Origin of the sequence: Brevundimonas sp., assembly GCF_044239655.1 — a bacterium.
In the GTDB taxonomy this organism is placed as follows: domain Bacteria; phylum Pseudomonadota; class Alphaproteobacteria; order Caulobacterales; family Caulobacteraceae; genus Brevundimonas.
The window spans coordinates 1-26,648 of sequence record NZ_JBIIAY010000036.1; the positions used below are offsets into that span (position 1 = coordinate 1).

The 26,648-nt window shown below is 68.2% G+C and carries 31 protein-coding genes and 1 riboswitch; of the genes, 22 read left to right on the forward strand and 9 right to left on the reverse strand.

What is annotated here, in order from left to right:
• Both ACILQR_RS06735 and ACILQR_RS06740 read right to left on the reverse strand, forming a co-directional pair.
• Positions 1–1,605, reverse strand: a 1,605-nt coding sequence (locus ACILQR_RS06735) for a homoserine dehydrogenase (RefSeq protein WP_395650695.1), incomplete at its 3' end; no start/stop codon positions are given.
• A gap of 110 nt (positions 1,606–1,715) precedes the next feature.
• Positions 1,716–1,907, reverse strand: coding sequence for a hypothetical protein (locus ACILQR_RS06740; RefSeq protein WP_395650696.1), 192 nt, complete (start codon positions 1,905–1,907; stop codon positions 1,716–1,718).
• Between the two features lie 131 nt (positions 1,908–2,038).
• A riboswitch (SAM riboswitch) is annotated at positions 2,039–2,156 on the forward strand.
• Positions 2,157–2,232: 76 nt separating this feature from the next.
• Between ACILQR_RS06740 and ACILQR_RS06745 the strand changes: the two genes are divergently transcribed.
• The 6 genes from ACILQR_RS06745 (at position 2,233) to ACILQR_RS06770 (ending at position 8,101) form a co-directional block, all read left to right on the forward strand.
• Positions 2,233–3,306, forward strand: coding sequence for a homoserine O-succinyltransferase (locus tag ACILQR_RS06745; RefSeq protein ID WP_395650697.1), 1,074 nt, complete (start codon positions 2,233–2,235; stop codon positions 3,304–3,306).
• Entirely contained in the window at positions 3,303–4,493 is a 1,191-nt protein-coding gene (metB, locus tag ACILQR_RS06750) for a cystathionine gamma-synthase (RefSeq protein ID WP_395650698.1), read from the forward strand. Before ACILQR_RS06745 ends, metB begins: the two co-directional genes overlap by 4 nt.
• Before the next feature lie 598 nt (positions 4,494–5,091).
• Positions 5,092–6,807, forward strand: a complete 1,716-nt coding sequence (locus ACILQR_RS06755) for a M1 family metallopeptidase (protein WP_395650699.1) — start codon at positions 5,092–5,094, stop codon at positions 6,805–6,807.
• The gene (locus ACILQR_RS06760) at positions 6,804–7,526 is read left to right on the forward strand and encodes an energy transducer TonB (protein WP_395650700.1); all 723 of its coding nucleotides are present in this window, start codon (positions 6,804–6,806) and stop codon (positions 7,524–7,526) included. Before ACILQR_RS06755 ends, ACILQR_RS06760 begins: the two co-directional genes overlap by 4 nt.
• Positions 7,520–7,690, forward strand: coding sequence for a hypothetical protein (locus ACILQR_RS06765; protein ID WP_395650701.1), 171 nt, complete (start codon positions 7,520–7,522; stop codon positions 7,688–7,690). Before ACILQR_RS06760 ends, ACILQR_RS06765 begins: the two co-directional genes overlap by 7 nt.
• 99 nt (positions 7,691–7,789) lie before the next feature.
• Positions 7,790–8,101 carry a hypothetical protein gene (locus ACILQR_RS06770; protein WP_395650702.1) on the forward strand — a complete coding sequence of 104 codons (312 nt, stop codon included), beginning with the start codon at positions 7,790–7,792 and terminating at the stop codon, positions 8,099–8,101.
• 3 nt (positions 8,102–8,104) lie between these two features.
• Here ACILQR_RS06770 and ACILQR_RS06775 read toward each other — a convergent pair whose 3' ends face one another.
• Positions 8,105–8,881 carry a transglutaminase family protein gene (locus ACILQR_RS06775; RefSeq protein ID WP_395650703.1) on the reverse strand — a complete coding sequence of 259 codons (777 nt, stop codon included), beginning with the start codon at positions 8,879–8,881 and terminating at the stop codon, positions 8,105–8,107.
• Between the two features lie 175 nt (positions 8,882–9,056).
• On the opposite strand from ACILQR_RS06775, the gene ACILQR_RS06780 reads away from it, so the two are divergent.
• Together ACILQR_RS06780 and ACILQR_RS06785 are read left to right on the forward strand one after the other, a co-directional pair.
• Entirely contained in the window at positions 9,057–9,227 is a 171-nt protein-coding gene (locus ACILQR_RS06780; protein ID WP_271146560.1) for a hypothetical protein, read from the forward strand.
• A 50-nt stretch (positions 9,228–9,277) separates the two neighbouring features.
• Positions 9,278–9,598 (forward strand): hypothetical protein, encoded by a 321-nt coding sequence (locus tag ACILQR_RS06785; protein WP_271146561.1) that lies wholly within the window; start codon positions 9,278–9,280, stop codon positions 9,596–9,598.
• Position 9,599: 1 nt separating this feature from the next.
• Here the strand turns inward: ACILQR_RS06785 and ACILQR_RS06790 are convergent, their stop codons facing one another.
• The 3 genes from ACILQR_RS06790 to ACILQR_RS06800 all read right to left on the reverse strand — a co-directional run bounded on the left by ACILQR_RS06790 (position 9,600) and on the right by ACILQR_RS06800 (position 11,661).
• The gene (locus ACILQR_RS06790) at positions 9,600–10,214 is read right to left on the reverse strand and encodes an HNH endonuclease (protein ID WP_395650704.1); all 615 of its coding nucleotides are present in this window, start codon (positions 10,212–10,214) and stop codon (positions 9,600–9,602) included.
• Between the two features lie 122 nt (positions 10,215–10,336).
• Positions 10,337–10,996: a trimeric intracellular cation channel family protein gene (locus ACILQR_RS06795; protein WP_395650705.1), complete on the reverse strand. Its 660-nt coding sequence runs from the start codon at positions 10,994–10,996 to the stop codon at positions 10,337–10,339.
• On the reverse strand, positions 10,993–11,661 hold the full coding sequence (locus tag ACILQR_RS06800) for a DNA-3-methyladenine glycosylase family protein (protein ID WP_395650706.1): 669 nt from the start codon (positions 11,659–11,661) through the stop codon (positions 10,993–10,995). Before ACILQR_RS06800 ends, ACILQR_RS06795 begins: the two co-directional genes overlap by 4 nt.
• A 118-nt stretch (positions 11,662–11,779) precedes the next feature.
• Here ACILQR_RS06800 and ACILQR_RS06805 point away from each other — a divergent pair, with 118 nt between their 5' ends.
• From ACILQR_RS06805 to ACILQR_RS06825, 5 genes are all read left to right on the forward strand, one after another.
• Positions 11,780–12,025: a type II toxin-antitoxin system ParD family antitoxin gene (locus tag ACILQR_RS06805; protein ID WP_395650707.1), complete on the forward strand. Its 246-nt coding sequence runs from the start codon at positions 11,780–11,782 to the stop codon at positions 12,023–12,025.
• A 4-nt stretch (positions 12,026–12,029) separates the two neighbouring features.
• Positions 12,030–12,314: a type II toxin-antitoxin system RelE/ParE family toxin gene (locus ACILQR_RS06810; RefSeq protein ID WP_395650708.1), complete on the forward strand. Its 285-nt coding sequence runs from the start codon at positions 12,030–12,032 to the stop codon at positions 12,312–12,314.
• 23 nt (positions 12,315–12,337) lie between these two features.
• Positions 12,338–13,471 (forward strand): JmjC domain-containing protein, encoded by a 1,134-nt coding sequence (locus tag ACILQR_RS06815; protein WP_395650709.1) that lies wholly within the window; start codon positions 12,338–12,340, stop codon positions 13,469–13,471.
• 7 nt (positions 13,472–13,478) lie between these two features.
• Positions 13,479–14,324, forward strand: coding sequence for a tRNA glutamyl-Q(34) synthetase GluQRS (gluQRS, locus tag ACILQR_RS06820; protein ID WP_395650710.1), 846 nt, complete (start codon positions 13,479–13,481; stop codon positions 14,322–14,324).
• 167 nt (positions 14,325–14,491) lie between these two features.
• The gene (locus tag ACILQR_RS06825; protein WP_395650711.1) at positions 14,492–15,409 is read left to right on the forward strand and encodes a DMT family transporter; all 918 of its coding nucleotides are present in this window, start codon (positions 14,492–14,494) and stop codon (positions 15,407–15,409) included.
• A 21-nt stretch (positions 15,410–15,430) separates the two neighbouring features.
• Here ACILQR_RS06825 and ACILQR_RS06830 read toward each other — a convergent pair whose 3' ends face one another.
• The 3 genes from ACILQR_RS06830 to ACILQR_RS06840 all read right to left on the reverse strand — a co-directional run bounded on the left by ACILQR_RS06830 (position 15,431) and on the right by ACILQR_RS06840 (position 17,840).
• Positions 15,431–15,634 (reverse strand): cold-shock protein, encoded by a 204-nt coding sequence (locus ACILQR_RS06830; RefSeq protein WP_056099723.1) that lies wholly within the window; start codon positions 15,632–15,634, stop codon positions 15,431–15,433.
• A 212-nt stretch (positions 15,635–15,846) separates the two neighbouring features.
• Positions 15,847–16,659: an extensin family protein gene (locus tag ACILQR_RS06835; protein ID WP_395650712.1), complete on the reverse strand. Its 813-nt coding sequence runs from the start codon at positions 16,657–16,659 to the stop codon at positions 15,847–15,849.
• A gap of 47 nt (positions 16,660–16,706) precedes the next feature.
• On the reverse strand, positions 16,707–17,840 hold the full coding sequence (locus ACILQR_RS06840) for a serine hydrolase domain-containing protein (protein ID WP_395650713.1): 1,134 nt from the start codon (positions 17,838–17,840) through the stop codon (positions 16,707–16,709).
• 96 nt (positions 17,841–17,936) lie between these two features.
• Here ACILQR_RS06840 and ppk2 point away from each other — a divergent pair, with 96 nt between their 5' ends.
• The 9 genes from ppk2 to ftsA all read left to right on the forward strand — a co-directional run bounded on the left by ppk2 (position 17,937) and on the right by ftsA (position 26,600).
• The gene (gene ppk2 / locus ACILQR_RS06845; RefSeq protein ID WP_395650714.1) at positions 17,937–18,686 is read left to right on the forward strand and encodes a polyphosphate kinase 2; all 750 of its coding nucleotides are present in this window, start codon (positions 17,937–17,939) and stop codon (positions 18,684–18,686) included.
• A 73-nt stretch (positions 18,687–18,759) separates the two neighbouring features.
• Positions 18,760–20,172 (forward strand): UDP-N-acetylmuramate--L-alanine ligase, encoded by a 1,413-nt coding sequence (murC, locus tag ACILQR_RS06850; protein WP_395650715.1) that lies wholly within the window; start codon positions 18,760–18,762, stop codon positions 20,170–20,172.
• Positions 20,169–20,633: a GFA family protein gene (locus ACILQR_RS06855; protein ID WP_395650716.1), complete on the forward strand. Its 465-nt coding sequence runs from the start codon at positions 20,169–20,171 to the stop codon at positions 20,631–20,633. The genes murC and ACILQR_RS06855 overlap by 4 nt, the downstream gene beginning before the upstream one ends.
• The gene (locus tag ACILQR_RS06860) at positions 20,626–20,997 is read left to right on the forward strand and encodes a VOC family protein (protein ID WP_395650717.1); all 372 of its coding nucleotides are present in this window, start codon (positions 20,626–20,628) and stop codon (positions 20,995–20,997) included. Before ACILQR_RS06855 ends, ACILQR_RS06860 begins: the two co-directional genes overlap by 8 nt.
• Complete coding sequence (gene murB, locus ACILQR_RS06865) at positions 20,994–21,893, forward strand: UDP-N-acetylmuramate dehydrogenase (protein ID WP_395650718.1); 900 nt, start codon at positions 20,994–20,996, stop codon at positions 21,891–21,893. The genes ACILQR_RS06860 and murB overlap by 4 nt, the downstream gene beginning before the upstream one ends.
• Positions 21,894–21,985: 92 nt before the next feature.
• On the forward strand, positions 21,986–23,296 hold the full coding sequence (locus ACILQR_RS06870; protein WP_395650719.1) for a cytochrome b/b6 domain-containing protein: 1,311 nt from the start codon (positions 21,986–21,988) through the stop codon (positions 23,294–23,296).
• Between the two features lie 130 nt (positions 23,297–23,426).
• On the forward strand, positions 23,427–24,362 hold the full coding sequence (locus ACILQR_RS06875) for a D-alanine--D-alanine ligase (protein ID WP_395650720.1): 936 nt from the start codon (positions 23,427–23,429) through the stop codon (positions 24,360–24,362).
• A complete protein-coding gene (locus ACILQR_RS06880) occupies positions 24,350–25,252 on the forward strand; it encodes a cell division protein FtsQ/DivIB (protein ID WP_395650721.1) in 903 nt (300 codons plus the stop codon). Before ACILQR_RS06875 ends, ACILQR_RS06880 begins: the two co-directional genes overlap by 13 nt.
• A 25-nt stretch (positions 25,253–25,277) precedes the next feature.
• On the forward strand, positions 25,278–26,600 hold the full coding sequence (gene ftsA, locus ACILQR_RS06885) for a cell division protein FtsA (protein ID WP_271146579.1): 1,323 nt from the start codon (positions 25,278–25,280) through the stop codon (positions 26,598–26,600).
• Positions 26,601–26,648 lie beyond the last annotated feature (48 nt).

Here is a 26,648-nt window from a genome sequence, read left to right on the forward strand (position 1 = left end):
GTCCTCGAACATCGGGTCGGGCAAATCGTTCAGCAGCTTGACCGAGGCCTCCAGCTTGCCGTCCGACAGGCGACAGGCCCCGATCTGGCGCACCGGACCGCCCTCGGCGCGCGGCTTGAACGCGGCCGACAGCACGTCGCAGGTGATCGATCCGTCCGCCGGCGTCTCGCCGAACGCCTCGAACGCCAGCAGCCGCACCTTGGCCGCCGCGTCCCGTCCTTCCAGATCCGACGACGGATCTTCCTCGGCAAATCCGGCCACCCGTGCGTCGGCCAGGGCGTCGGCGAAGTCGGCCCCGGCCCCAATGCGATCCAGCATGAAGTTGACCGTGCCGTTCAGCACCGCCTCGAAGCCCGCCACCGGTCCCGCCGCCCGCGCCGCCCTCAGCGTCTCGATCATCGGCACCCCGCCGCCGACCGCCGCCGAATAGGCCAGGCGTGCGCCGTGCTTCTCGGCCAGGGCTTGCAGCCCCGCCGGGTCGCGGCTGATCGCCTGTTTGTTGGCGCTGGCCACGTCGATGCCGCGTTCCAGAGCCGCGCGGATCAGGGCGTGCCCCGCCTCGCCCTCGGACAGGGCCTCGACCAGCAGGTCGGGCTTGAGGTCCAGCAACCCTTGCGCATCCGCCGTGAACAGATCGGCCGGTGCCGCCACGTCGCGCAGCTTCTTCGGATCGCGCACCAGGACGCCGACGACCTGATACCGCGTGTCGGGCAACAGCCGCGCCAGCAGCCCACCCCCGACCACGCCGCAACCGGCGATCGCGACCCGCACGGGCGCGTCGGGGATGGAGCGCCCGGGAGGGGCCGAATGCTCGCCCACCACCGTCGAATCGGCCCGGCCGAGCGCCGCCACCTCGATCTCGACACCGCGTTCCTGGCCCAGGTCGATCGCGTCATGCTGGACCAGAGCCCCGCCGTGACGGCGCGCGTCGTCCCACGACGCCCGGCGATAGCGCAGCGGCTTGCCCGAGGCGCTCGCCGGATCGCGGTCGTAAAGCCCGTCGACATCCTTGACCAATCGCACCCGGTCCAGCCCCAGCTCGGCCGCCAGGAACACCGCCGTCAGGTCCGACCCGCCGCGCCCCAGCAACGCCACCCGCCCGTCGGGCCGCAGGGCGCCGAAGCCCGGCACGACCACCACCTGATGCTCGGCCAGCGCCTTGTGCAGGGCCTCGCCGCGCAGGCCGCAGGGGTGGGCGTGTTCCAGCTCGCCCTCGGCGACGATGCCCAGCTCCTTGACCGACAGCGACACCGCATCCAGCCCGATCCGGTCGCAGGCGATGGCCGTCAGGGCCGCCGCCTTCTCCTCGCCCAAGGCCACATATCCGGGCAGAAGGTCGTTCTCGTGATCCAGCCCCAGTTCGCGGGCGTCGGCCAGCAGCCGGTCGGTATGGCCGCCGAAGGCCGAGACCACCGCCACCACCTTCCGGCCCGCGCGGACGTGGCCATAGACCTCGGACGCCACGGCCGGCGCATCCGCCTGGGTCCGCAGGATCGAGGACCCGAACTTCAGCACCACCACCTCGGCGGCGTCGGATTTCGGTTTGTCCACGAGGGCGAACACCGATTTGAGGGCGGGGGCGAGGACGGAAGAGGGGCTGGACATCGGATTCTCTGGAATTCTGGAAAGGGTGCGAAATGTGAAATCGGGCAAGAAAAAACCCGCTCCGGGGGTCCGGGCGGGTTCGGGTTGGGCTGGTCGGGGTCCGACGCGCGCTAACCTGTTCCCGCCCGCGAGGGGCCGGTGATGGTCATACCGCCGGTGGTGGTGAGCGCAGTCATGCCCGTCCGCACGCCCATTCCGGCGGCGGTGCTAATCGAGATGGCGATGCGGCCAAGTCGCGACAACGGGGCGTATCCTTGCGAAATCCTGAGCCTCAGGGTGTCGAGGTCGGACGACCCCGTCAAGCCTGGATTGGAAGTTTTTTGCGCAAACTGGCAATTCGGCGAGTATAGGGCCGCAAACCCGCCCACCCGTTTGGCCGTGTCGCGATCTTTTTATCCTTGACGGAAAGCGGCTTTTTCATCATCTGTGGTCGCACTCATCAAGACCGACCGAGGGATAGGCCCTTTGACGTCGGGGCAACCATCGGGTTCCACCCGAACGGTGCCAACTCCTGCGAGGGTCCGGGAAACCGGGCTCGCGAGAGATGGGTGGAGCGTCGAAGAGGCGACACTCCACGATCTGTCATCGCATCCGGAGCCTTGCTGGGCGGGACGATGCGGAACGACGATGCCTTTCGACACTCAGACGACGATTGAAAACCTGCGCAGGCCCGTCGGCCGCGACGGTGCCGTCCTGCCGGTGCCGTCCATGCCCGTGTTCGCCCGCCGCTCGCGCCAGGGCAACGCCGCCGATGTGACCATCGAAATCCCCGCTGACTTCCGCCTCCAGTCCGGCGAAAAGCTCGGCCAGACCTCCCTGACCGGCCGTCTGCATGGCCGTGAGGGCGCGCCCGTCGTCGTGGTGGCGGGCGGCATTTCCTCGGGCCGGTTCGTTCACAGGACCGAGACCAACGGCCTGGGCTGGTGGTCCGACGCCGTGTCCATGGGCGGGCCGATCGACCTGCGGCGATGTCAGGTCCTGGCCTTCGACTACGCCCCGACCGGCAGGACGGGCGAAGAGGCCCTGACCATCACCACCCACGATCAGGCGCGCCTGCTGGCCCTGCTGCTGGATCGGCTGGGCATCGAGCGGGTCGCCGCCTTCGTTGGCTGTTCCTACGGCGGCATGATCGGCCTCAGCTTCGCCGAACTGTTCCCGCGCTGGATCGAGCAGTTGATCGTCGTCTCGGCCGCCCACCGCGCCCACCCCCAGGCCACCGCCTGGCGCGGCATCCAGCGCCGCATCCTGAAGCTGGCGGTCGACGCCGGCCGCCCCGAGGACGGCGTCGCCCTGGCCCGTGAGCTGGCCATGACCACCTATCGCACCGCCGAGGAGTTCGGCGACCGGTTCGCCAGCGACGCGCCCACGTTCGCCGGTCAATCCTATCCCGTGTGCGAGTACCTGACCGCGCGGGGCAAGGCCTATCGCACCCACACCACGCCATCGCGCTGGCTCAGCCTGTCGGACTCGATCGATCGCCATTCGGTCCTGCCCGAATCGATCACCACCCCGACCACCCTGGTCGGCTTCACCTCGGACCGGCTGGTGCCGATCGACGACATGCGCGAGCTCGCCGCCCGCCTGCCCACCCTGTGGCGTCTGGTGGAGGCTCCGTCCCTCTATGGCCACGACGCCTTTCTGAAGGAGGACGCCCTCGTCGGCGACATCCTCCGCACCGCTCTCAAGGACATCGACCAGTGACCCGCCCAACGCGTACCGCCAAAGACATCCGCACCCTCTGCGCCCGCTCGGGCGTGGACCAGGACCCGGCCCACGGCGCGGTCATGCCGCCCCTGTACCTGTCGTCGAACTATTCCTTCGCCGGCTTCGACCAGAAGCGGAAGTACGACTACTCGCGCTCGGGCAATCCGACCCGCGATGTGCTCGCCGAAACCCTGGCCGAGCTGGAGGGCGGCGCCGGATGCGTGGTCACCTCGACCGGCATGGCGGCCGTCGATCTGCCGCTGAACCTGTTGTCGCCCGGCGACCTGCTGATCGCCCCCCACGACTGCTACGGCGGCACCCACCGCCTGTTGTGCGCCCATGCGAAGAAGGGCCATTTCGAGGTTCTGTGGGTCGATCAGGGTGATCCCGTCGCGCTCGCCGCCGCCTTCGCGCTGAACCCCAGGCTGGTGCTGGTCGAGACCCCGTCCAACCCCCTGCTGCGCGTCGTCGACGTCGCCGACATCTGCGTTCGCGCCCATGCGGTCGGGGCCAAGGTCATCGCCGACAACACCTTCCTGTCGCCCGCCCTGCAACGCCCGATCGAACTGGGTGCCGACATCGTCGTCCACTCGACCACGAAATACATCAACGGTCACTCGGACGTCGTCGGCGGCGCCGTGATCTGCGCCGATCCGGCCGACCACACCGAACTGGCCTGGTGGGCCAACTGCAAGGGCGTGACCGGGGGGGCCTTCGACGCCTATCTGACCATGCGCGGCATCCGCACCCTGTTCACCCGCATCGAGCGGCAACAGGAGACGGCCGGCCACGTCGCCGCCCTGCTGGAGGCCCATCCTGCGGTCAAGGCGGTCCACTATCCCGGCCTGAAGTCCCACCCCAACCACGCCCTGGCCACCCGCCAGCAACAGGGCCCGGGCGCCATGCTGTCGTTCGAGCTGCACGGCGGTGTCGAGGCCGTCCGCACCCTGGTCGAGGACCTTGAGACCTTCACCCTGGCGGAATCGCTGGGCGGGGTCGAAAGCCTGATCGCGCATCCGGCCACCATGACCCACGCCGCCATGACGCCCGAGGCCCGCGAGGTCGCCGGCATCACCGACGGCCTGCTGCGCCTGTCGGTCGGGCTCGAGCATCAGGACGACCTCATCGCCGACCTGGTCCGGGCGCTGGATGCCGTGTCGGTGGAGCGGGCGGAGGCGGCTTAAGAGGCGAAGCGACGATAATTTTTGCGGATGCAAACAAGCCGCGTTTGCGCCCCACAGCGAACCGCGCTCAAGCAGCGAGGCTCCGCGAGCTGAGCGCTAGCGCCCCGAGAGTCCGCGCTCAAGCAGCGAGCGACCGCGTCGCGAGCGATAGCGCCCCTAAGAAATATGGAGGCGGTCCGGCTTCGTGACTGGAAACCTGCCGGACCGCCTGACCAAGGTCGCCCCCTCAGCCGTGTTCAGATTGCACGGATATCGGGGTTTCGCATCCCTAGAATCGCATCCGGCCACGTGGGCGGATCACGGAAACGAACAGGCGTTGCGCGCCCCACACAGTCGCCACCAAGGCGAGTCCGACAATGGATTGGAGCAGTTCGATCGGCATTTTGTCCCCCCGGATTCAGCCAAGCCGACACTGGACGCCCGGTGAGGAAACCCGCCAACCGCATTCACCGAGGAAGGGATAGCACAGAGGCAAATACCCCGTTCGGGTGCCCGCGCCGTCGGGTTGCGCCCCGCAGTCGGGTCATGCTCATGTCACTGAAACCCGGCGCGCGCGATCGCGACCCTGTGAGCAAGGACCGTCGCGATGACGCAGAGGATGAAAATGCGAATCGGCTCGGCTGTCGCGGCCGGGGTGCTGGCCCTGCTGGTCGCGGCACCGGTCCAGGCCCAGGTCCGATCGACACCCTTCACATTGACCACCGGGACGGAGCGGACGTTGGAGCAGGTCGCCACGGTGATCGACGAGGCCGATCTGGCGATCCGGGTGATGCCCCAGACCCGGACGATCGCGGGCGACGCGACCCTGACCCTGTCCTTTACCGCGCCCGTCAGCCAGGTGGTGCTGGAACTCGATACCGTCTTCACGATCGCGGCGATCACGGTCGACGGGGTCCCGGTCGAGGCCGATGACGGCTGGGACAATGCCGACGGGCGTCTGACCATTCCGCTGTACGAGACCAAGGCGGCGGGTGACCGGACCTCGGTGCGGATCGAGTATTCGGGATCGCCGCATCAGGCGACCAATGCGCCCTGGGACGGGGGCTTCGTCTGGTCGAGGACACCGGACGGCCAGCCGTGGATCGCCACGGCGGTGCAGGGCGAGGGGTGCGACCTGTTCTGGCCCTGTATCGATCATCCGCAGGGCGAGCCGGCCAGGGTCAATCTGCATATCACCGTGCCGAACGGCCTGTCGGCGCCGTCGAACGGCCGGTTCCTCGGCGCGACGGAGAACGGTGACGGCACGACGACCTGGAACTGGACGACGACCCGGCCCAACACCTATGCGATCGCCCTGAACATCGGGCCCTATGTCGAGCTGACTGCGCCGTACGAGAGCCGGTTCGGCAACACCGTGCCGATGCATTTCTGGCACCTGAGAACCGACAGGGCCGAACGCGCCGCCGCCCTGTTCGCAGAGTTCCCGAAGATGCTCGACTTCTATGAGGCGACGGTCGGGCCCTATCCGTTCGGGGACGAGAAGATGGGGGTGGTCGAGACGCCGCACCTGGGCATGGAGCATCAGACCATCAACGCCTACGGCAACAAGTACGAGCTGGACGGCAAGGGTTACGACTGGCTGTTGCAGCACGAACTGGCCCACGAATGGTTCGGCAACCAGATGACCAATGGGTCCTGGGACGACATGTGGCTGCACGAGGGGCTGGGCACATACATGCAGCCGCTCTATGCGCGCTGGCTGAACGGCGACCGCTACATGGAGGCGGAGCTGGCGACGATGCGGCTGACGCTGCGCAACCGGTTTCCGCTGGTGTCGGGCCGGGTTCAGGATTCGGCCACCGTCTATGAGGACGCGACGGGACCTGGGCTGGACCTCTATTACAAGGGCGCGCTGGTCGCGCACACCCTGAGGGCCTTGATCGGGGAAGAGGCGTTCAACCGGTCGCTGACGCGGCTGGTCTATGGCCAGCCGGACCCCCGGCCGGGGAATTTCGAACCGGTCTATGCCACCACGCCGGACTTCATCCGTATCGTGGAACAGGAGGGCCGGCGCGACCTCGACTGGTTCTTCGCCACCTATGTCTATCAGGCGGCCCTGCCGAAGCTGGAGATGACGCGCGACGGCGGCCGGGTGACCCTGCGCTGGACCGGGACGGCCGGTGAGTTCCCGATGCCGGTCGAGGTCGAGGTGGACGGGGTGTCACAGACGGTCGCCATGCGCGGCGGGGTGGGTGTGTTCAACGCGCGGCCGGGTGCGCACATCCTGATCGATCCGCGGAACACGGTGCTGCGCCAGCTGGATTTCGTCGACGCCTATCAGGCGCGGCAGGCCGAGACCGGGGCCTCCCAATGAGCGTCGCCCTGGTCGCCGCGCTCGTCCTCATGTCGCCGCCACCACAGCAAGATTCGCCGGTGAGCTGGGTGACGCCGCCCGCCCCCACTGAAGAGGACTATCCAGGTTTCGCCTCGATGATTGGTATCAGCGGGTCGGTTTCGGTGAATTGTCTGTCCACCGTCTCAGGGCGCGTGCGGGATTGCCAGGTCGTCAGCGCGACCCCGCCGGGCCTGGGACTTGAAACCGCCGCCATCACCATTGTCAGTCGCGGATTGACCCGGCCGGCGACTGCCGGCGGCGTGCCGTATGAATCGCGCTTCTCGGTGCGCGTGCCCTTTCAGTCTGCCAAAGAGACTGAACCGGAGCCCAGGCCCGAGCGACCAAACACTCCCCCACCCACAGAGTCAGCCCTTCGCCTCGCCGAGCGTGTGGTGGACGCCTACGGCGCAGGCCCGATGATCGAGGTTCCCGTGGACGGCCTCCCTCTCGCCAAGCACGAGGAAGTTCAGAACTGGGCCCGCCGCGACATGGTCCGATCCGACCGGCGAGTGAAGGCCGCCGTGACCCAGATGGTCGCTCTGGCTCTCACCGAGGAGCAGATGTCGGAAATCCTGGAGGGCGGTGTGGTCGAGGTCGGCGGGCGCAAGGATGTCTACGACCTCGGAAACTACCTCATGTGGGACGTCGATGTCGGGGCCTATCTGAAAGACAGGTACTGCTCCCGGTACGAGTGCTGACCGAGCCTCAGGCCGGCTCGACCGTCACCGACTGGCAGACCCTCTCGCAGACGCCCTGTGTGCTCAGGAAGGCGATCCGACGCTCGGCATCCGACAGGTTCCGGATCGTCCAGTCCGGCACCGGCAGTCTGGTCTGGGTCGATCTGAACGGCGACGGCGGCTGACGTCGGACCTGAGTCCGAAGGGTGCGCGCGCGGCCGTCAGATTCAGTCTGTGGCGGAACGAGCGGTCATCGGGCTGATGGGAGGCTGGAGGACTTCGTTATGACCCTGCGCCCCGTTGTGCCCTTGAGCCTGATCTTCGCCTCGACGGCGAGCCTGGCCTGGGCAGGGCCTGTCGCGGGCGTGGAGCAGGGGTCCGGCACCAGCCGTCTGACGGCCTGCGTTTCCGCGACGCGGCTCGCATCGCAGCGCGCGACGTCCGCTGCCGATACCGCTCAGCGTCAGATGGACGCCCGTACCCTGGTCACGGCCGAGATCGGGGCGTGCGAATGCGAGGAGCCGGCCGTCGGCTCGACCCTCTGGACCTGTATCGCGCCGTGGCGACTGGTCGCCATGCCGGTCGAGCGACACTGAGCCTCAGGCCGGTTCCACCGTCACCGACTGGCTGACCATCTCGCAGACACCCTGGGTGCTCAGGAAGGCGATGTCGGCGGCGTCGCGGCCGCAGGCGATGCGAACCAGACCCTCGATGGGGGCCAGACCGGTCGGATCGACCAGCCACCAGCCGTTCGACAGCCACACCTCGAAGATGGCGTGGAAGTCCGGCGGGTCCAGCAGATGGGCATAGGCGCTGACCGCCCGCGCCGGGATCCCCGACGCCCGGCACAGGGTGATCCCCAGATGGGTGAAGTCGCGGCAAACGCCCGCTCGGTCGATGAAGGTGCGGGCCGCCGTCGTCTCCGAATCCGAGACGCCGAACTCGTAGTCGATGTTGTCCTTGATCCATTCCAGGATCGCCAGCACCCGCTCGCCGCCGGTGCTGTCGCCGAACTGGCGTTCCACGAACCGGCCGAACTGGTCCGACGGGCAGTAGCGGCTGGGCAGGCGATAGGCCAGGACCTCGGCCGGCAGGTCGTTCCAGTCATGCTGAAGGGCGACCGGCGGCAGACCCTGAAGCACGCCGTTCTCGACCACGGCGGTATAGGTCAGGGCGACCTCGCCCTCCAGATGCGCACGCAGGGTCCGGGCGCCGAACTCGGCGTCCTTGTCCTCGGTGAAGGTGACCTGGGGCGTGGTGATCAGGGTCTCTTCCAGGATGTCTTGGCCCGGCCAGTGCGCCACCTGGAACTGATAGATGGCGTCGGTCGGCGGATCGAACCGATAGACGAGCTCTGAGCGCACGCGCAGTTTCATGGCGATCCGGATGACGAGGGGTTTGAATGCGGGACCGACGCCAACGCGGCGGCGGCACGCGCGTTCCCGACCGGGGAGGCGTCCTTAACAGTTTTGTCGCCGGACGCCAGATCGGGACGGAACTCCGCAGCGTCGCCGATCATTGGATGGATGACCCCCCGACCGGAGAACCGTCATGAATACCGTGCTGATCTTCCTGGGAATCCTCGCGTTGTTGGCCATCGTCGCCGTGGCGCTGCGTCCGCCGCACGCCCGAATGTCGCAGTTCACGGACAAGGACGCGGACGGGGCCCCGGACATGACAGAGACCGAACGGCGCGAGGCTTTGCGTAAAGCCGATATTTGACACCGGCATTCTGTCGATGGATCGTGGGTTGAATCTATCGGAGGCTCCCCATGTCCGTCATCGCTCTCGCCGCCGCCCTGACCCTTCAGGTGCAGGTCTTCACGCCCGCCGCCCCGCCCCAACAGGCACGCCCCAGCCAGGCCCAGACGACTGAGGGGGCTTCACCCGCCGATCCGGATCTGGTCCAGCAGGTGTGTCGCAACGTGCCGGTGACCGGCAGCCGGTTTCCGCGTCGCGTTTGTCGCAGTGAGCGCCAGGCCCAGGCCGACCGCGACGAGACGCGCGAAATGCTGAGGAACTGGCAGGGTCTTCCCGATCTTCCTGCCAGTTCCAACTCGCCCAAGGGACTGGGATCGAACGGTCCGCTGTAATCTACGGCTCCAGCTCGATGTCCCAGTACAGGTAGTCGAGCCAGCTCTGGTGCAGGTAGTGCGGCGGAAAGCGCCGGCCCGCGTCCTGAAGCTGCCAGGCGTTGGGACGGTGTGGCTCGCGGCGGATCGGCATCTGGGCCTGGCGCGGGGTCCGGCCGCCCTTCTTCAGGTTGCACGGAGAACAGGCGGCGACGATGTTCTCCCAGGTCGTGCGACCGCCCTGTGAGCGCGGGACCACGTGGTCGAAGGTTAGCTGGTCCGCGTTTCCGCAATACTGGCAGGTGAAGCCGTCGCGCAGGAAGACGTTGAAGCGGGTGAAGGCCGGGCTGCGGTCCTGGTCGATATAGGATTTCAGCGCAATCACGCTGGGCAGCTGCATCTCCATGGAGGGGCTGCGGACGACCTTGTCATACTGGGCGACGACGTCGACGCGGTCCTGATAGACCGCCTTGACCGCCTCTTCCCAAGGCCACAGCGACAGCGGGTAGTAGGACAGGGGCCGGAAGTCGGCGTTCAGCACCAGGGCGGGAAAGCCCGCCGGCGACTGGCCGACATGGGGTTGGGCCACGAAGGGGCGGGCCACTGAGGGAGTCAGTGCGAGGGGCTGGACCTGCATCAGGTCCGCTCCGTGCGGTGTGAAGCGACAGGACTGAAGACACGTCTCCTTCCAGATCAGGCCTTCAGACTAGGCGCGATTCGTCGGGGCCGCCATGGCGGAAAAAGCAAGGTTTCGCGACATTACCTTCGCGCCCGATCCGGAAACGCCGGCAGGCTCCAGCCATAGACGAGGGCACCGGCGCGCAGTGCGAACCCCAGCAGGGCCGCGACGACGGCGGCGGGCCAGATCGGCATCTCGGGCAGGCGCAGGGCGACGAAGGCGGTCGCGGCCAGCAGGGCCGCCGAGACCGTGATCTCGCGTCGCAACAGGATCGACGGCTGGCCGGCCAGCAGGTCTCGCACGATGCCGCCGAAACAGGCCGTCAGCGCCCCCATGACGATGCAGATCAGGGGTGCCATCCCGACGGCTTCGGCCTTCGCCGCGCCCATGACGCCATAGGCCGCCAGTCCGACCGCATCGAGCCACAGCAGGGCCCGGAACCGCCAGTCGCGCCGCCCGATCATCCAGACGCCTGCGGCCGCCAGCAGACAGACGGCGATGTAGCGCCAGTCCTCGACCCAGAAGACCGGCTGTCCGATCAGAAGGTCGCGCAAGGTGCCGCCGCCCACCCCGGTGATGGCCGCGAAGAAGGCGAAGGTGACGAGGTCATGCTTTTCCCGGGCCGCCGCCAGGGCGCCGGTCGCGGCGAAGACGGCGACCCCGGCGAAGTCCAGGGCGACCAGGACCTGTTGCGGATCGGTAAGGGCGCGGGCGGTTTCGGGATCGACGAGGGGCGTCATGCGGCGGCGCCCATGATGACCTCTTCGCGCGCGATCTCGCCGCGCTTGACCCCGCCGTACCAGCCCCACAGCAGATGGGCCGCGACGCCGCGATGCGGACGCCAGGCCTCGGCCCGGGCATAGGCCTGTTTCTCGTTCGGGCGATCGGCCGCGCCGTCGGCCCAGCGCATGGCCTCCTGAAGCGCGATGTCGCCGCCGGGAAAGACGTCGGTTCGGCCCTCGCAGAACATCAGATAGGTCTCGGCCGTCCAGCGGCCGACGCCCTTGATGGACACCAGGGCGGCCGTGGCCTCGGCGTCGCTCAGTCCGTCCATCCGGTCCAGATCGACCCGCCCCTCGACCTGGGCCCGGGCGATCTCGTGGGCGTAGCGGGCTTTCTGGATCGACAGGCCGAAGGTACGCAAGTGTTCGATATCGTGGGCGAGCGCCGCTTCGGCGGTCACCACCCCGCCCAGACCCGCGACCACCCTGGCCCAGATGGCGGCGGCCGAGGCGACCGAGACCTGCTGATCCACGATCATGTGGAACAGCCCCTCATAGCCACCGCGTCTCAGCCGCCACTCGAAGACCGGCGTCTGTTCGTGGGCGCGCGCCAGGGCAGGATCGGCCTCGGCCAAGGCCTGACGCGCGACGGCGATCTCTGCGGCGGTCGGAATATGGGCCATGGGACTTGATAGAGCGGGAGGGCGGGATCGCAAATGGCGGCGGCCCGGCAGGTGGCGGAAAGCGGACATTGTCACCCTGGGCCGTAATAACTATTATTGGCCCAGCTGGAGAACCGCCATGACCATGACCGTCGAACTGGGTGCGCTGGAGCAGGTCGTGACCGACCTCGTCCGTGACGGACGATACGGTTCCAAGAGCGAAGTCCTGCGCACCGGGGTGCGTCTGGTTCAGGAACGGGAAGCGGCGCTGGCGGCCCTGCTCGCCAAGCTGGACGAGGGGATCGCCGCAGCGGACGCTGGCGACTTCATGTCGGAGGAAGACCTTCGCGCCGGTTTGGCCGGGCAGTTCGGGCCTGTCGGCTAAAGGCATGAAGGTCGTCTTCACCCGGCCGACGTATCAGGATCTGGCAGAGATACGCACCTGGATTGCGGCGGACAATCCGCGCGCGGCCGATCGGATGGTCGAGAAACTCGTCTCTGCCTGTTCGGGCCTGTCGCGCTTTCCCCTTCGCTATCCCGAAATCGCCGCCCGTCGCCTTCGCAAACGCCCGGTCGAGAACTATCTGATATTCTACCGCGTGACGGATAAGGTGGAGATCGTCCGCATCCTCCACGCCGCGCGCGACTGGGTCTCCCTGCTGGACGAGGCGTGACCGCGTCGGTAGCGTCGCACCCGATGCGCAGTCTTGAAGACCTTCTCCACCCGATCACGCCCGATCAGTTTCGGGCCGAGTATCAGGGCCGCAAGCCCCTGCATATTCCGGGGGGCGAGGGGGGACCGAAGGCGGCGCTGCTGGATTGGGCGACGTTCAACGGACTGCTGGGCCAGACGGCGCTGTGGACGCCGGAGACGCTGAAGCTGGTGCTCAATACCCGGCCGGTCGCGCCCGAATTCTATTGCGAGCTGGCCGACACCCAGAGCGGCAAGCGGCTGAGACCGTCGCCGGCCAAGGTCAATGTCTTCCTGTCCACCGGCGCGAGTCTGGTCGTCAACGACGTCCAGACCCTGACGCCGGCCCTGGCCGAGACCTCGGCGATGCTGGGCCAGGCGTTTGCTGGACTGGTCGGGGCCAATGTCTATTGCTCGTTCGGCGGCGTGCGCGCCTTCGCCACCCATTTCGACCTGCACGAGGTGTTCGCAATCCAGGTCGAGGGCGAAAAGACCTGGCGGCTGTACGAGAACCGCGCCGAGGATCCGGTCGAGTTCCCGGTCAGTGATGACCAGGTGGTCGGCTGGTTCGAGCGGACGCGGGGCCGGACCATGCAGGACGTGCTGATGCGGCCGGGCGATGTCCTGTACCTGCCGCGCGGCTGGTATCACGATGCCCTGGCCGAGCCGGGGGCCTCGCTGCATGTGACATTCTCGGTGACGCCGCTGTACGGGCGCATCCTGTTCTCGCTTCTCGAAAAGGCCGCCCTTCAGGACCCGGCCTTCCGGGCCTGGTTGCCGTCGGCGTCGCTGGATGACGGCAAGGCGTTGCAGGCTCACCTGGCCAGGCTGGGTCGCAAGCTGGCCGATCTGGCCGCCCATCCGCAGTTCCGCGACGAGATCGCCATGGCCCAGCAGAAACTGGTGCAGCGGCCCGCCGACTACCGACTGCCCGTCCGCGCCGCCCTGACCGGCTATCGTCGTACGGGCCTGGCCTCGCCTGCGTTCACGGGCCCGGTCGCGGTGGCCATGGACTGGGCGTTCGGCCAGCCGGATTTCGCCATCGAGGATCTGTGCGCCCAGTTCGATTTCGTCGATCCCGACGCCATCCGTGCGGCGGTCGAGCGGGCGCTGGCGGCGGGCGCACTGGCGCGGGTCTGAGCCCGCCGTGACCTTCGTCACCCGGTTCGCGCCGTCGCCGACAGGGCTGTTGCACAGGGGCCATGCCTTTTCCGCCCTGACGGCCTGGGTTGCGGCGAAGGGTGTGGGCGGGCGGTTCCTGTTGCGGATCGAGGACACCGACTTCACCCGCTGTCGGCCCGAATACGAGGCGGCGATCGTCGAGGATCTGCGCTGGCTGAGTCTCGACTGGGAGCTGCCGGTGCTGCGCCAGTCGGAGCACCGAGCCGACTATGATGCGGCGTTGGCGCGGCTGCGCGGGATGGGGGTGCTGTACCGCTGTTTCCGCACCCGCAAGGAAATCCTGGCCCTGGCGGGAGGAGCGGCGCACGCGGACGATCCGGCGGATACGGTCGCCTTTACCGGCGGTGCGCTGTCTGCAGACGAAGAGGCGAAACGGCTGGCGCGGGGCGAGGCCTTTGCATGGCGGCTGTCGCTGGCTGCGGCGCGCGAGCGACTGGGCGCGTTCGAGGGACTGACCTGGGTCGAGGAAACGGCCGATCCGGGCGTGCATCGGGCGACGCCGGAGCGGCTCGGGGACATGGTGATGGGGCGAAAGGACATCGGAGCGGGGTATGTGATCGCGTCGGTCATCGACGATGCGCGCCAGGGGGTGACCCATGTGATCCGGGGGGAGGACCTGATCGCCACGACATCGATCCAGCGGGTTCTACAGGCGCTGCTGGGACTGCCGACGCCGGTGTATCGGCACCATCGGCTGCTGCTCGGGCCGGACGGCAAGCGCTATGCAAAACGGGACCGGTCGGTGACCCTGGCCGAACTGCGGGCGAGCGGCATGACGGCGGAAGCGTTGAAGGCGGAGTTGGGGTTCTGAATTCTTCTTCTCCCGCGCAGCGGGGGAAGTGTCGCGTCGATCGCGAAGCGATCCAGCGACGATGGGGGCCGTGTTGGGCGAGCCAGTGAAGTTCCCCCATCGACCCTGGCTTGCTTCGCAAGCGCCGGGCCACTTCCCCCGCAAGCGGGGGAAGAATAAGCAGCGCCATGTCCCAGTCGCGCCTGTTCGCCTTTGTCGTCCTGCTGATCTCCGCCTGCATTCTCGGTCTGGCCCCGATCCTGGTGCGGTTGACGGAGACGGGGCCGGCGGCGGCGGCGTTCTGGCGGTTCGCATTCGCCCTGCCCCTGCTGTTCGCGATCTGTGGTCTGCCGAAGGGGGAGGGGATCGGGCGGCCGTCGAAATGGATGGTTCTGGCGGGCGTCTTCTTCGCGCTGGACCTGTCGTTCTGGCACTACGGGATCGTGATGACCTCGGTCGCCAATGCGACGGTGCTGTGCAACCTGACGCCGGTGGTGGTGACCCTGTTCGGCTGGATCGTGTTCAGACAGACGCCGGCCAGGCTGTTCATCCTCGCCCTGGCCCTGGCCATGGGGGGCGCCTTTGCGATGGCGGCGGGGGCGGACGGCCAGCAGGGCACCGATCCGGTGCTGGGAGACGTCCTCTCCCTGATCGTGTCCCTCTGGTACGCAGGGTATTTCCTGGCGGTGCAGCAGGCGCGGACGACGGCCGGGGCGATGCGGGTCACCCTTTGGGCGACGCTGATCGGGGTCTTTCCGCTGGGGATCGTGGCGCTGGTGCTGGGCGAGGACATGATCCCGGCGACGATCGCGGGCTGGGCGGCCTGCGTCGGCATGGGGGTCATGCATGTGGCGGGGCAGGGCGGCGTGGCCTGGTCCCTCGGCAAGCTGCCGCCCGCGATCGCGGCGGTCATCATCCTGATCCAGCCGATCGTGGCGGGCTTGTTGAGCTGGTGGATTTTCGGCGAGACCCTGACCCCGGTTCAGGCCCTGGGCGGGGCCCTGGTGCTGGGGGCAATCCTGCTGGCGCAATGGTCGGCGCGTAAGCCCGGACCGGACACGAAAACGGGCGCAGACCGCAAGCAGCCTGCGCCCGTCAATGTCTAGGGTCCGGATGGACCCGTCGGCTTAGAGAACCTTGAGGTTCACGGCCGAGGTCTTGCCGCGCTGGGATTCCAGCTCGTATTCGACCTTGGCGTTTTCATCGAGGCCGGCCAGGCCAGCCTTCTGAACGGCGGTGATGTGAACGAACACATCTGCGCCGCCGCTTTCGGGCTGGATGAAGCCGAAGCCTTTCGTGGGGTTGAACCACTTGACCGTACCGGTCGCCATATCTGCGCTCTCCAATAAAACGCGCTTTCCAGGCGGGTCCTCACGAAGAGTGACCCGACAGTCCATCTGGACGGCTCGTTCAGGCGAAGGAGCAGAACATGGGTTTGGACCCCACGCACGAAATCCGGACTGCACAGCCGTTCTCTCGCACCTGTCCACAGCGGTCAACCGGATTCGATTCGCCTGTCACGCGACAGTGATCGCGCTTTTGGTCAAGGCGTGACGGCCTTTTCAGCCGTTCGGCGCGTTTCGGGCGAGGGGCCGAGCGCGCAGAGCGAGCGCGGGGCACCGTCCAGATGCAGGTGGTTGGCGTGGGCGGCGTTGTAGTCGGGCGTCAGGACGGTCGCGAATACGCGGCAACCCCCGTCGCGCAGACGCCGCAGGAAGCCCGATCCGGGGACGCCCGCCGGGCCCTGTCCGCCCCAGTCTTCCAGCACCGAGACACGCCGTCCGTCCTTCAGCGTAACCCCGCCGATATCCAGCGCATTGGCGCGGGCATGTTCGCTCGGGCGATCGGAAGCGGACTGGGAGCCATAGATGCGGCGGCACGAATAGGTGCCCATGTCGTCGACGCGGGCGACCTCCGATCCCAGGGTCGATCGGGCCGCCGGACGCAGCACCTGACGGTCCCAGATGACATATCGTACGGCCAAAGGGCACTGCATGACCAGGTCGCGCGTGGCGAAGGGGGTGACGTCGCCGCCGCTGATCCGGACCAGGCCTTGCGCGATGCAGAAGCCACCGTCGGATCGATCCTCGACCCGTTCGACCTGAACGCCTGCGTCGCGCAGGGTCTGCATACAGGCCTCGGTCGCGCCCTCGACCTGTTCGGCGGGGGCGGCGAAGGGAAGCTGGAAATCGGCGACCTTGGCGCTGGTGGCGGCACCCAGCGGCCGGTTCAGGTCCAGCGGCTTCCACGGCAGGTCCTGGTCCGGCACGAAGACGTTGATGAGCGCGAACATGGCGCAGGCCGCCAGCCCCAACTCCCACAACAGGTTCCAGAAGTCGGCGAAGTCTCTCTTCATTGCTCAGCTTAACGCACGAGCCGAAGAAAGGTCTTGCGGGATTTCCGCTATCCCATCCGGATCAGGCTGGAGACCAGTTGCTGACAGGCCGGTCCGCCCCGGACCTCGTCGTTGGACAGGGCGATGAAGGCCCGGCCGCCCGCAGGATCGGCGACGACCATCGAATGCCACATCGTATTGGTCCCCTCATGGGCGATGACGGTGCCGCGGGCCCAGGGCTGGCCCGCGACCGTGATCCATCCCAGGGCATAGCTGCGGCCCGTGGCGACCGGGGGCGTGATCAGATGGGCGACGGTCTCGGGCTTCAGCCAGCCGGCACCCTCGGTCAGGACGGCACGGACGAAGGTCGCATAGTCGGCCAGGCTCATATGCGCCGTCCCGGCCGGACCCATGGCGAGGGGATTGTCCGAGAACAGGTTCGTCGGGTCCATCGGCGTCGCCTGTCCGCCCAGTCCCGAATGGCCCCAGGGCTGGTCGCCGACCGGTGGGCCCGATCCGCCGCTGGTCAGGCCGAGCGGCTGGAACACCTCGGCGGCCATGGCGTCTTCCGAGGATAGGCCCGTGATCCGCTCGATCGCGGCCCCGACAAGGATATAGTTGGCATTGGCGTAGGCGAAGGTTCCGACGGTGCCTCCGGGTGGTTTCGACAGCGCGCGCTCGGCCAGGACGGCGCGCTGGCTGGTCAGGCTCGTCGTGTCTGCGCGTGCTGTCAGCAGCCAGGTCGATCCCAGCATGTCGATGTCGCGCAGGCCCGCCGTATGGTTCAGGAAACGCTCGACCGGAGTGGCCGCCCAGGCCGGATCGATCGTCAGGTCGGGGAACAACTCAGCCGCCGTCGCCCCCCATTTCGCCTGTCCCTTGTCGACCAGCCGGCCATAGAGGGCGGCGGTCATGGCCTTGGTGTTGGAGCCCAGGTGCCAGCGGTCGTCGAGGGTGGCGGCCTCGGTCCCGCCTGCGCGGCGAACACCCCGCACGCCGGACCAGACCAGTCCCTCGCGCGTGACCACGCCGCCGACCAGGGCCGGCGGTGCAGAGGCGGTGAAGGCGGCGTCGAGCAGCGCGTCCCGCGTCGGGGCGGCCTGCCGCGCCTGGACGGGCAGGGCGGTCGTTGCGGCGACGCCCGCGATCCCGGACAGCATCAGGCGGCGGCTCAATCGAGGACATGCGAGCGTGTGGATCATGCGCCAGACCTAGACGGCCTTTGTGGCCGGGTCACATTAAAGCGCGGTCAGGATCGGCCGCTTGCCCCCTCGGTCGCCCCGGCCGATAGTCGTGCCATGAGCAAGAAAAGCGACGCCTATGATCACGCCCTGGAGCAGCTCCAGATCGAACTGGTCGACAGCCAGGCCTGGGCCATCGAACAGGGTCTGAAGATCCTGATCATCTTCGAGGGCCGTGACAGCGCCGGCAAGGACGGGGCCATCAAGCGGATGACCGAATATATGTCGGCCCGCCAGACCCGCGTCGTCGCCCTGCCCAAACCGACCGAGCGCGAGCTGGGCCAGTGGTATTTCCAGCGCTACGTGCCGCATGTTCCCGGCGCCGGCGAGGTCGTGATCTTCAACCGGTCCTGGTACAATCGTGGCGGGGTCGAGCCGGTGATGGGGTTCTGCACCCCCGAACAGACGACCCAGTTCCTGAAGGACGCCCCGCGCTTCGAGCGGATGCTGGCCGACAGCGGCGTCATCATCATCAAATTCTGGCTCGACATCTCCAAGACCGAACAGGCGCAGCGGCTCGAGGATCGCAAGACCGAGCCGCTGAAGCGGTTCAAGAACTCGTCCCTGGATGCGGAGGCCCAGACCCGCTGGGACGCCTATTCGCAGGCCCGCGACCGGATGCTGGACGAGACCCATTCGGGCCATGCGCCCTGGATCGTGGTGGCCACCGACGACAAGAAGACCGCGCGGCTGAACATCCTGCGCCACGTCCTGCACCGGATCGGCGCGCCAGGCGTCCACTGCGAAACGCCCGACAAGGACGTCGTCTTCACTGCCGACAAGGACAAGGGCCGGCTGGCGGTCTGACATCGTCATCGCCACTGTGGGCGGACGGAAACGGACAGGTGCAATCCGCGATTTCCATCGCTATGAGGCCTGAATGATCGCTCGCCTTCGCCCCGTCCCGTTCGACCTCGGTCCCGTCCATTTCGTTGGCATCGGCGGCATCGGCATGAGCGGCATCGCCGAGATCATGCTCAAGATCGGCTATTCGGTTCAGGGTTCGGACGCCAAGGCATCCGCCAACACCGAACGGCTGGAAAAGCTGGGCGCGCGCATCTTCGTCGGCCATGACGCGGCCCATGTCGGCGAGGGCGTCTCGGCGGTGGTCTATTCGACGGCGGTGAAGGCCGAGAACCCCGAGCTGAAGATCGCGCGCGAGCGCCGCATCCCCCTGGTCCGCCGGGCCGAGATGCTGGCCGAGCTGATGCGGCTGCAGTTCTCGATCGCGGTCGGCGGCACGCACGGCAAGACCACGACGACCTCGATGGTGGCGGCGCTTCTGGATGCGGCGGGGCTGGATCCCACCGTGGTCAACGGGGGCATCATCAACGCCTATGGCACCAACGCCAAGGTCGGCGACGGCGACTGGATCGTGGTCGAGGCGGACGAGAGCGACGGCAGCTTCCTGCGGCTGAAGTCGACGGTGGCCATCGTCACTAACATCGACCCCGAACACCTCGATCACTACGGCGACTTCGACCGTGTGCGGCAGGCCTTCGTCGATTTCGTCGAGAACATCCCCTTTTACGGTTTCGCCGCCGTCTGTCTGGACCACCCTGAGGTGCAGAAACTGGTGGCCTCGATCGATAACCGGCGGCTGGTCACCTATGGCATCAACCCCCAGGCCATGGTCCGCGCCGAGAACTGCGACATGGCCGCCGACGGCTGCCGCTTCGACGTGGTGATCCAGAACGGCGAGACCCACCGGATCGAGGGGCTGCACCTGCCCATGGCCGGCTGGCACAATGTCTCCAATGCGCTGGCGGCGATTGCCGTGGCGCGCGAGCTGGATGTCTCGGACGAGGCGATCAAGGCGGGGCTGGCGGGCTTCGGCGGGGTCAAGCGGCGCTTCACCACCACCGGGGTGGTGAACGGTATCCGCATCGTCGACGACTATGGCCACCACCCGGTCGAGATCGCCGCCGTCCTGAAGGCCGCGCGCCAGGTGACGGAGGGGCGGGTCATCGCGGTGATGCAGCCGCACCGCTACACCCGTCTGCGGGACCTGATGGAGGAGTTCTCGACCAGCTTCTCCGACGCCGACCAGGTCATCATCGCCGACGTCTATCCGGCGGGCGAGGCCCCGATCGAGGGGGTGGACAAGCAGGCCCTGGTCGAAGGCGTCCGCCGCTACGGCCACCGCAATGTGTCGGAACTGGAAAACGTCACCAGCCTGCCGCGCGTCATCGCCGAGGCCGCGACGGCGGGGGATGTCGTGGTGCTGCTGGGTGCCGGCGACATCACCAGCTGGGCCTATGCCCTGCCGGCCCAGCTGGAGGCGTTGGCGTGAGCCGTGAGGCGGTCCTCACGGGCGGCTGCCAGTGCGGCAAGGTCCGCTATGGCCTCTATGCCGCGCCCGAAGGCTCGTTCTGTCATTGCCGGATGTGCCAGAGGGCCACGGGCGGACCGTTTGCGGCCCTGACCAACGTCAGGAAGACCGACTTCGCCTGGACCGCCGGTGAACCCGGCGTGTTTGCCAGTTCCAGCGCCGCGACCCGCGCTTTTTGCCGCGACTGCGGCACGCCCCTGACCTTCACCTACAACGACACCGACGGCACGAACGTCACGGTCGGCAGTCTCGACGAGCCCGAACGCGCCAATGTCACGACCCACTATGGCGTCGAGTCCCGCCTGTCCTGGCTGAAGGTGTGCGACGGTTTGCCGGAAGAGCGGACCGGCGAAGGCGATGGCGACGATATGCTGTCGGGGATGATCTCGCATCAGGCGGGGCCGGGCGCCGTCCGTGGCTGACTGGTACTCCCGGCCGGTCCTTTTCGTGTCCGACATCGAGCGGTCGGTCGCCTTCTACCGTGGCCAGCTCGGCTTTCGGGAGGACTGGCGTTACGACGAGGAGGGCGACCGCCGGATCGTCCAGGTCAGCCGGCAGGAGTGCGAATTGATCCTGACGTCGCAATGGCCGGACAAGGTCGGTGGCGGCCTGATCTTCGTCTCTCTGGACCTCGATCTGGTGACCGCAACCCGCGCCGAGTTCGAGCGTCGCGGCGTCGAGGTCAAGGACGGCCGCTGGGGCTATCCCCTGATGATCGTCGCCGATCCCGACGGCAATCAGCTGTATTTTCCCTACCCCTCCGACGACGCCGAGGAACCGGCATGACCTGGCGTGACACTCTTCCGGCCGTGCGCGGCAAGCTGCTGCGCGACGAGCCGCTGGCACCCTTTACCTGGTTCCGGGTCGGTGGCGCGGCCGAGGCGCTGTTCATCCCCGCCGATCCGGAAGACCTCGCCGCCTTCCTCAAGGTGCTGGACCCGGCCGTGCCCGTGACGGTCCTTGGCGTCGGCTCCAACGTCATCGTCCGCGACGGCGGGGTCGAAGGGGTCGTGATCCGGCTGGCCGGCCGTCCCTTCGCGGGTATCACGACCGAGGGTGACAGGATCACTGCCGGGGCGGGCGCGCTCGACGCCATGGTCGCCAAGGCCTCGGCCAAGGCGGGGCTGGCAGGTCTGGAGTTCTATGCCGGCATTCCCGGCACGATCGGCGGCGCCCTGACGATGAACGCCGGCTGCTATGGCGCGGAGACCAAGGACGTCCTGGTCTCGGCCTGGGGCCTGACGCGGGCCGGGGAGCGGGTCGATTATGCGCTCTCCGACTTCGGCTATACCTACCGCCACTCAGAGGCCCCCGCCGACATCCTCTGGATCGAGGCCGTCTACCGGGGCACGCCCGACGATCCGGCTGCGGTCGCGGCCCGGATCAGTGAGATCACCGCCCGACGCGAAACCACCCAGCCGATCCGCGAAAAGACCGGCGGCTCGACCTTCAAGAACCCGCCCGGCCACTCGTCCTGGAAGCTGGTCGACGATGCGGGCTGGCGCGGCAAGCCTCATGGCGGCGCGAAATTCTCGGAGCTGCACTCCAACTTCATGATCAATTTCGACGACGCGAGCGCCGCCGACATCGAGGGCCTGGGCGAGGCGGTACGCGCCGATGTGCTGGCCAAGGCAGGCGTGCAACTGGAGTGGGAGATCAAGCGGATCGGGCGTGCAGGCTAATCGCGCGGCCTGGCTGTCGATCAACCTCCCTTATTGAAACAATCACTGTGGCGGATTAGGTTGTCGGACACCGCCGGATCGGACGGGACGCCATGAGCCAGTTGAACGACAACCTCCCGTCCCCCTCGGCCCGGTACGGTGCCGTGGCGATGGGACTGCACTGGGCGATCGCCCTTCTGATCGTGTTCGAGATCGGCCTGGGCTGGCGGATGGACGGACCGCCGGGGGCCACGACCTTTGCGGTCTATCAACTGCACAAGTCGATCGGGATCAGCATTCTGATCCTGACCCTGGCGCGCATCGCCTGGCGGGTCGGCCATCGTCCGCCTGCGTCGGTCGGCGGCCATGTCTGGGAGCGGCGTCTGGCGGGGTGGGTCCACCTGGGCTTCTATCTGCTGCTGCTGGCCATTCCGTTGAGCGGCTGGCTGATCGTGTCGGCGTCGCGAACCGGGATCGGCACCGTCCTGTTCGGCCTGATCCCCTTTCCGCACCTGCCGGGCGTCCCGGGTCTGGAGCCCGCGACCAAGGCGGCGGTCGAGCAGGCCGCCGAGAGCGCTCACAGGCTGCTGGGCTGGGCCCTGTACGGCCTTCTGGCGCTCCATGTCGCGGGGGCGCTGAAGCACCATCTGATCGATCGGGATCAGGGCCTGACCCGCATGCTGTCGGGGCCGTCGGCGGTTCGTCTGCTCAGTCGTCGTCTGGTCGGGGTTGCCGTGGCCGTCGTGCTGACGCTGGTGGCGGCAGCCCTCTATCCCTGGATCACGGCGAAAGCGCCGGTGCCGGCGTCCGCGCCCGAACCGGCCGCGACGGTCCAGGCCGAGGCCGCGCCTGTGGCCGTCCCGGCCGTCGCCGATCCGTCTGCGCCGGTCGAGGCCGATGCGGTCGAGACGCCCGCCGTACCGTCCCGCTGGACGGTCAACCGCGCGCAGTCCCGGCTGTCGTTCTCGACCAGCCAGTCGGGTTCGCCGATCCGGGGCCGGTTCGCGGACTGGTCGGCCGACATCCTGTTCTCGCCGGACGCGCTGGACGCCTCGCGCGTCCGCGTCACAGTCGCCATGGCCAGTTTCACCACCGAGGACAGCGACAGCCAGGGGGTGCTGGGCGGGTCCCAGTGGTTCGACACGGCGAGCCATGCCGAGGCGGTCTTCTCTGCCGACCAGTTCCGGGCCCTGGGCGGCGACCGCTATGAGGCGCGCGGGAGGCTGCGGCTCAAGGGCGTGACGCGCGGGGCCGTCGTGCGCTTTACCTTGAAGATCGAGGACGACACGGCCCGGATGACGGGCACCGCATCCCTGGACCGCACGGCCTTCGACGTCGGGACCGGCGAGTGGGCGGGAACGGACGACGTCCCGGCCCAGGTCGCGGTGGATGTGTCGATCGTCGCGGCGCGGTCGGATCGATGAGCCGGTGACGTCTGGCCGCCGCCGACACGGGTGCGATTATCCCGGGCCAAGAGCGTCAAAGTAAACGCGGTGTAAACCATGGCGGGGGGATCAAGGGCATCGGCCGCTCCCTCCAGTCTCCCGGAACACGATGTCCCGTCCGCTTTCCGAGCTTCACGTCGCCGTCCTGATGGGCGGTCTGTCCTCGGAGCGGGAGGTCTCGCTGACGTCCGGCAAGGGCTGCGCCGACGCCCTGGAAGGGCAGGTCGCCCGGGTGTCGCGCGTCGATGCGGGACGCGATCTGGCTCAGGTGCTGGCCGATCTCAAGCCGGACGTGGTCTTCAACGCCCTGCACGGCGACTGGGGCGAGGACGGTTGCGTCCAGGGCGTGCTCGAGACGTTGAACATCCCCTACACCCACTCCGGCGTTCTGGCCTCGGCCCTGTCGATGGACAAGGACAAGTGCAAGGCGGTGCTCAGGGCCGCAGGGGTCGTCGTGCCCGGCGGCGGCCTGTTCGACCGGCACGCGGTGGCGGCGGGTCACGTCATCCCGCCCCCGTATGTGATCAAGCCGAATGCCGAGGGCTCGTCCGTCGGCGTCTATGTCGTGCGCGAGGGCGAAGCGCCGATCGCGGCGACCGGCGAGCCGAGCTGGACCTATGGCGACCTGGTGATGGTCGAGCCCTTCATCCCCGGCAAGGAACTGTGCGTCGCCGTCATTGGAGACACGTCCGGCCCTCGCGCCCTGACCGTGACCGACATCACTCCGACCAAGGGCTTCTACGATTACGAGGCCAAATACGCGCCCGGCGGCTCGGTCCATGTTCTGCCGGCCGTCCTGCCGGATCACGTGTTCGAGGCGGCGCTGCGTCAGGCCGAACTGGCTCACGTGGCCATGGGCTGTCGCGGGGTGTCTCGAAGCGATTTCCGTTATGACGATGTTAAGGACGAGTTGGTCTTTCTGGAGATCAATACCCAACCCGGCATGACCCCGACCTCTCTGGTGCCAGAGCAGGCCGCCTATGTCGGGATGTCGTATCAAGACCTTGTCCGGTGGATCGTGGAGGACGCCTCATGCCCGCGGTAGTTCGCGGCGGTCGGCGACAGAGTTCGGCATCGGCTCCCCAGCGTGGCACGGCGTCTCCCAGGCGGGGCGTTAGCAAGGCTGCGCGCGGGGGCGGAAACGCTCCGGTCGTCGGCGGCAAGTTCGCGGCGGTGGGCAAGCTCGATCTGTCGCCCCGCGCCGTCGTCATCTCCATCCTCGCCGGGGTCGTCGTTCTGGGGGCCGTTCTGGCCACGGGCGCGCGGGCCGAGCGGATCGGCGCGTCCCTGAGCCACGGCATGGACAACATGACCGCCGGCATGGGTCTGTCCCTGCGCCGCGTCCACATCACGGGTGCCTCGGCCGAGGCCACGCCCGCGATCCAGCAGGCGCTTCAGCTTCAGGCCGGTCAGCCGATCACCAGTCTGGATCTCGACGCCCTGCGCGGGCGCGTTCAGTCCGTGGGCTGGGTCAAGGAGGCGCGGGTCGTACGCCTGTTGCCCGACACATTGATCGTCGAGGTTGTGGAGCATGATCGTCTGGCCGTCTGGCAGACCGGCGGAAAGACCTTCGTCATCGACGCCAACGGCAAGGCCATCCCCGGTGCCGACGCCGGTCGCTATCCGCAACTGCCACTCGTGGTCGGCAAGGGCGCCGACACCGCCGCCGCCGACCTGTTGCCCCTGCTGGCCCAGCGGCCGCGCCTGGCCGGGCGGATCGACGCCATGGTGCGGGTCGATGAGCGCCGCTGGGACCTGCGTCTCAAGGACGGCAGCCTGATCCAGCTGCCCGCCGTCGATCAGGATTCGGCCCTGATCCGGCTGGACGCGCTGGACCAGCGCGACCGGCTGCTCGACCTCGGCTTCGCCCGCGTCGATCTCAGAACCCCCGACACCATCGCTGTGCGCCCCGGCGCTGGAGCGGCCCCCGCGTGACCCTGTTTGAAGTGAGGCTTTCCCGATGACCGGACGCAGAAGCGATCCCGCCACCGAGGCCGCCAAGGCCGCCCGCGCGCCCGTCGTGGCCGCGCTCGACCTGGGCCAGTCCAAGGTCGCCTGCTTCATCATGAAGCCCGAGGGCGTGCGCCACGCCGACCGCACCATCCGCGTGGCGGGGGCCAGCCATGTCCAGTCGCGCGGGGTTCGCGGCGGGGCCATCGTCAACATGGACGAGGCGGCCCAGGCCATCGGCCAGGCCGTCGAGCGCGCCGAACGCTCGGCCGGCGCGCCCGTGTCGGGCGTCATCGTCTCCACCGCCATCGGCCAGATGGCCAGCCACCGCGTCCAGGCCAGGGTGTCGCTGGGGGCCAATCCGGTCGGTGACGGCGACCTGGCCCGCGCCATCGCCATGGCCCTGGCCCAGATCCGCTATCCCAACCGCCGTCCGATCCACGTCCTGCCGATCGGCTGGTCGGTCGATGGAGCGCGCGGCGTCCATGATCCGCGCGCTATGCGCGGCGCCTCGCTGGGGCTGGACCTGCTGGTCGTGTCCATGGCCGAGAGCGCGTTCGCGTCCCTGAGCCATTGCCTGGAACTGGCCCACCTGGACCTCCAGGGCGTGGCCGCCGCCCCCGTCGTCTCGTCGCTCGCCGCGCTGGAGGAGGACGAGATGGACCTGGGCTGCGTCTGCATCGACATGGGCGGGGGCTCGACCTCGGCCGCCGTCTGGGGTGGACGCAGTCTGCTGCACATCGAATCGCTGAACGTCGGCGGCGATCATGTCACCGCCGACATCGCGCGCGGCCTGTCGACGTCCAAGGCCGGTGCCGAGCGACTCAAGACCCTGCACGGTTCGGCCATGGCCAGCGCCAACGAGGACCGCGAGATGCTGGAGGCCCCGCCGCGGGGCGAAGACCCGTCCGCCGGCCCCGTCATCGTGCCCCGCGCCATGCTCAAGACCGTCATCGCTCCGCGCGTCGAGGAGACGCTGGAACTGCTGCGCGACCGGTTGCGCAACGCGGGCGTGGGTCTGGAGCCGGGTGCTGGATTGGTCCTGACGGGCGGGGCCAGCCAGCTGAACGGCGTGCGCGAGCTGGCCGTGCGGGTGTTCGACCGGCCGGTGCGTCTGGGTCGGCCCCAGCGCGCCCCCCACATGGCCGACGCCGCCTCGGGCCCGGCCTTCTGCTCCTCGGCCGGCGTGTTGCTGCGTGCGGCCTACGGTCCGCGCGAGGCGGTTTCCGCGCGCAAGCTGATGTCGCGCCAGATCTCGGCCGCCGACGCCCCAAAGGTGCATCGTGGCAACGTTGTCGCACGGGCCGCAGGCTGGCTGCGCGAAAACCTCTGATATCCTAGTTGCATAAGCGTCGCGGCACCGTGTCCGGACTGTGACCCG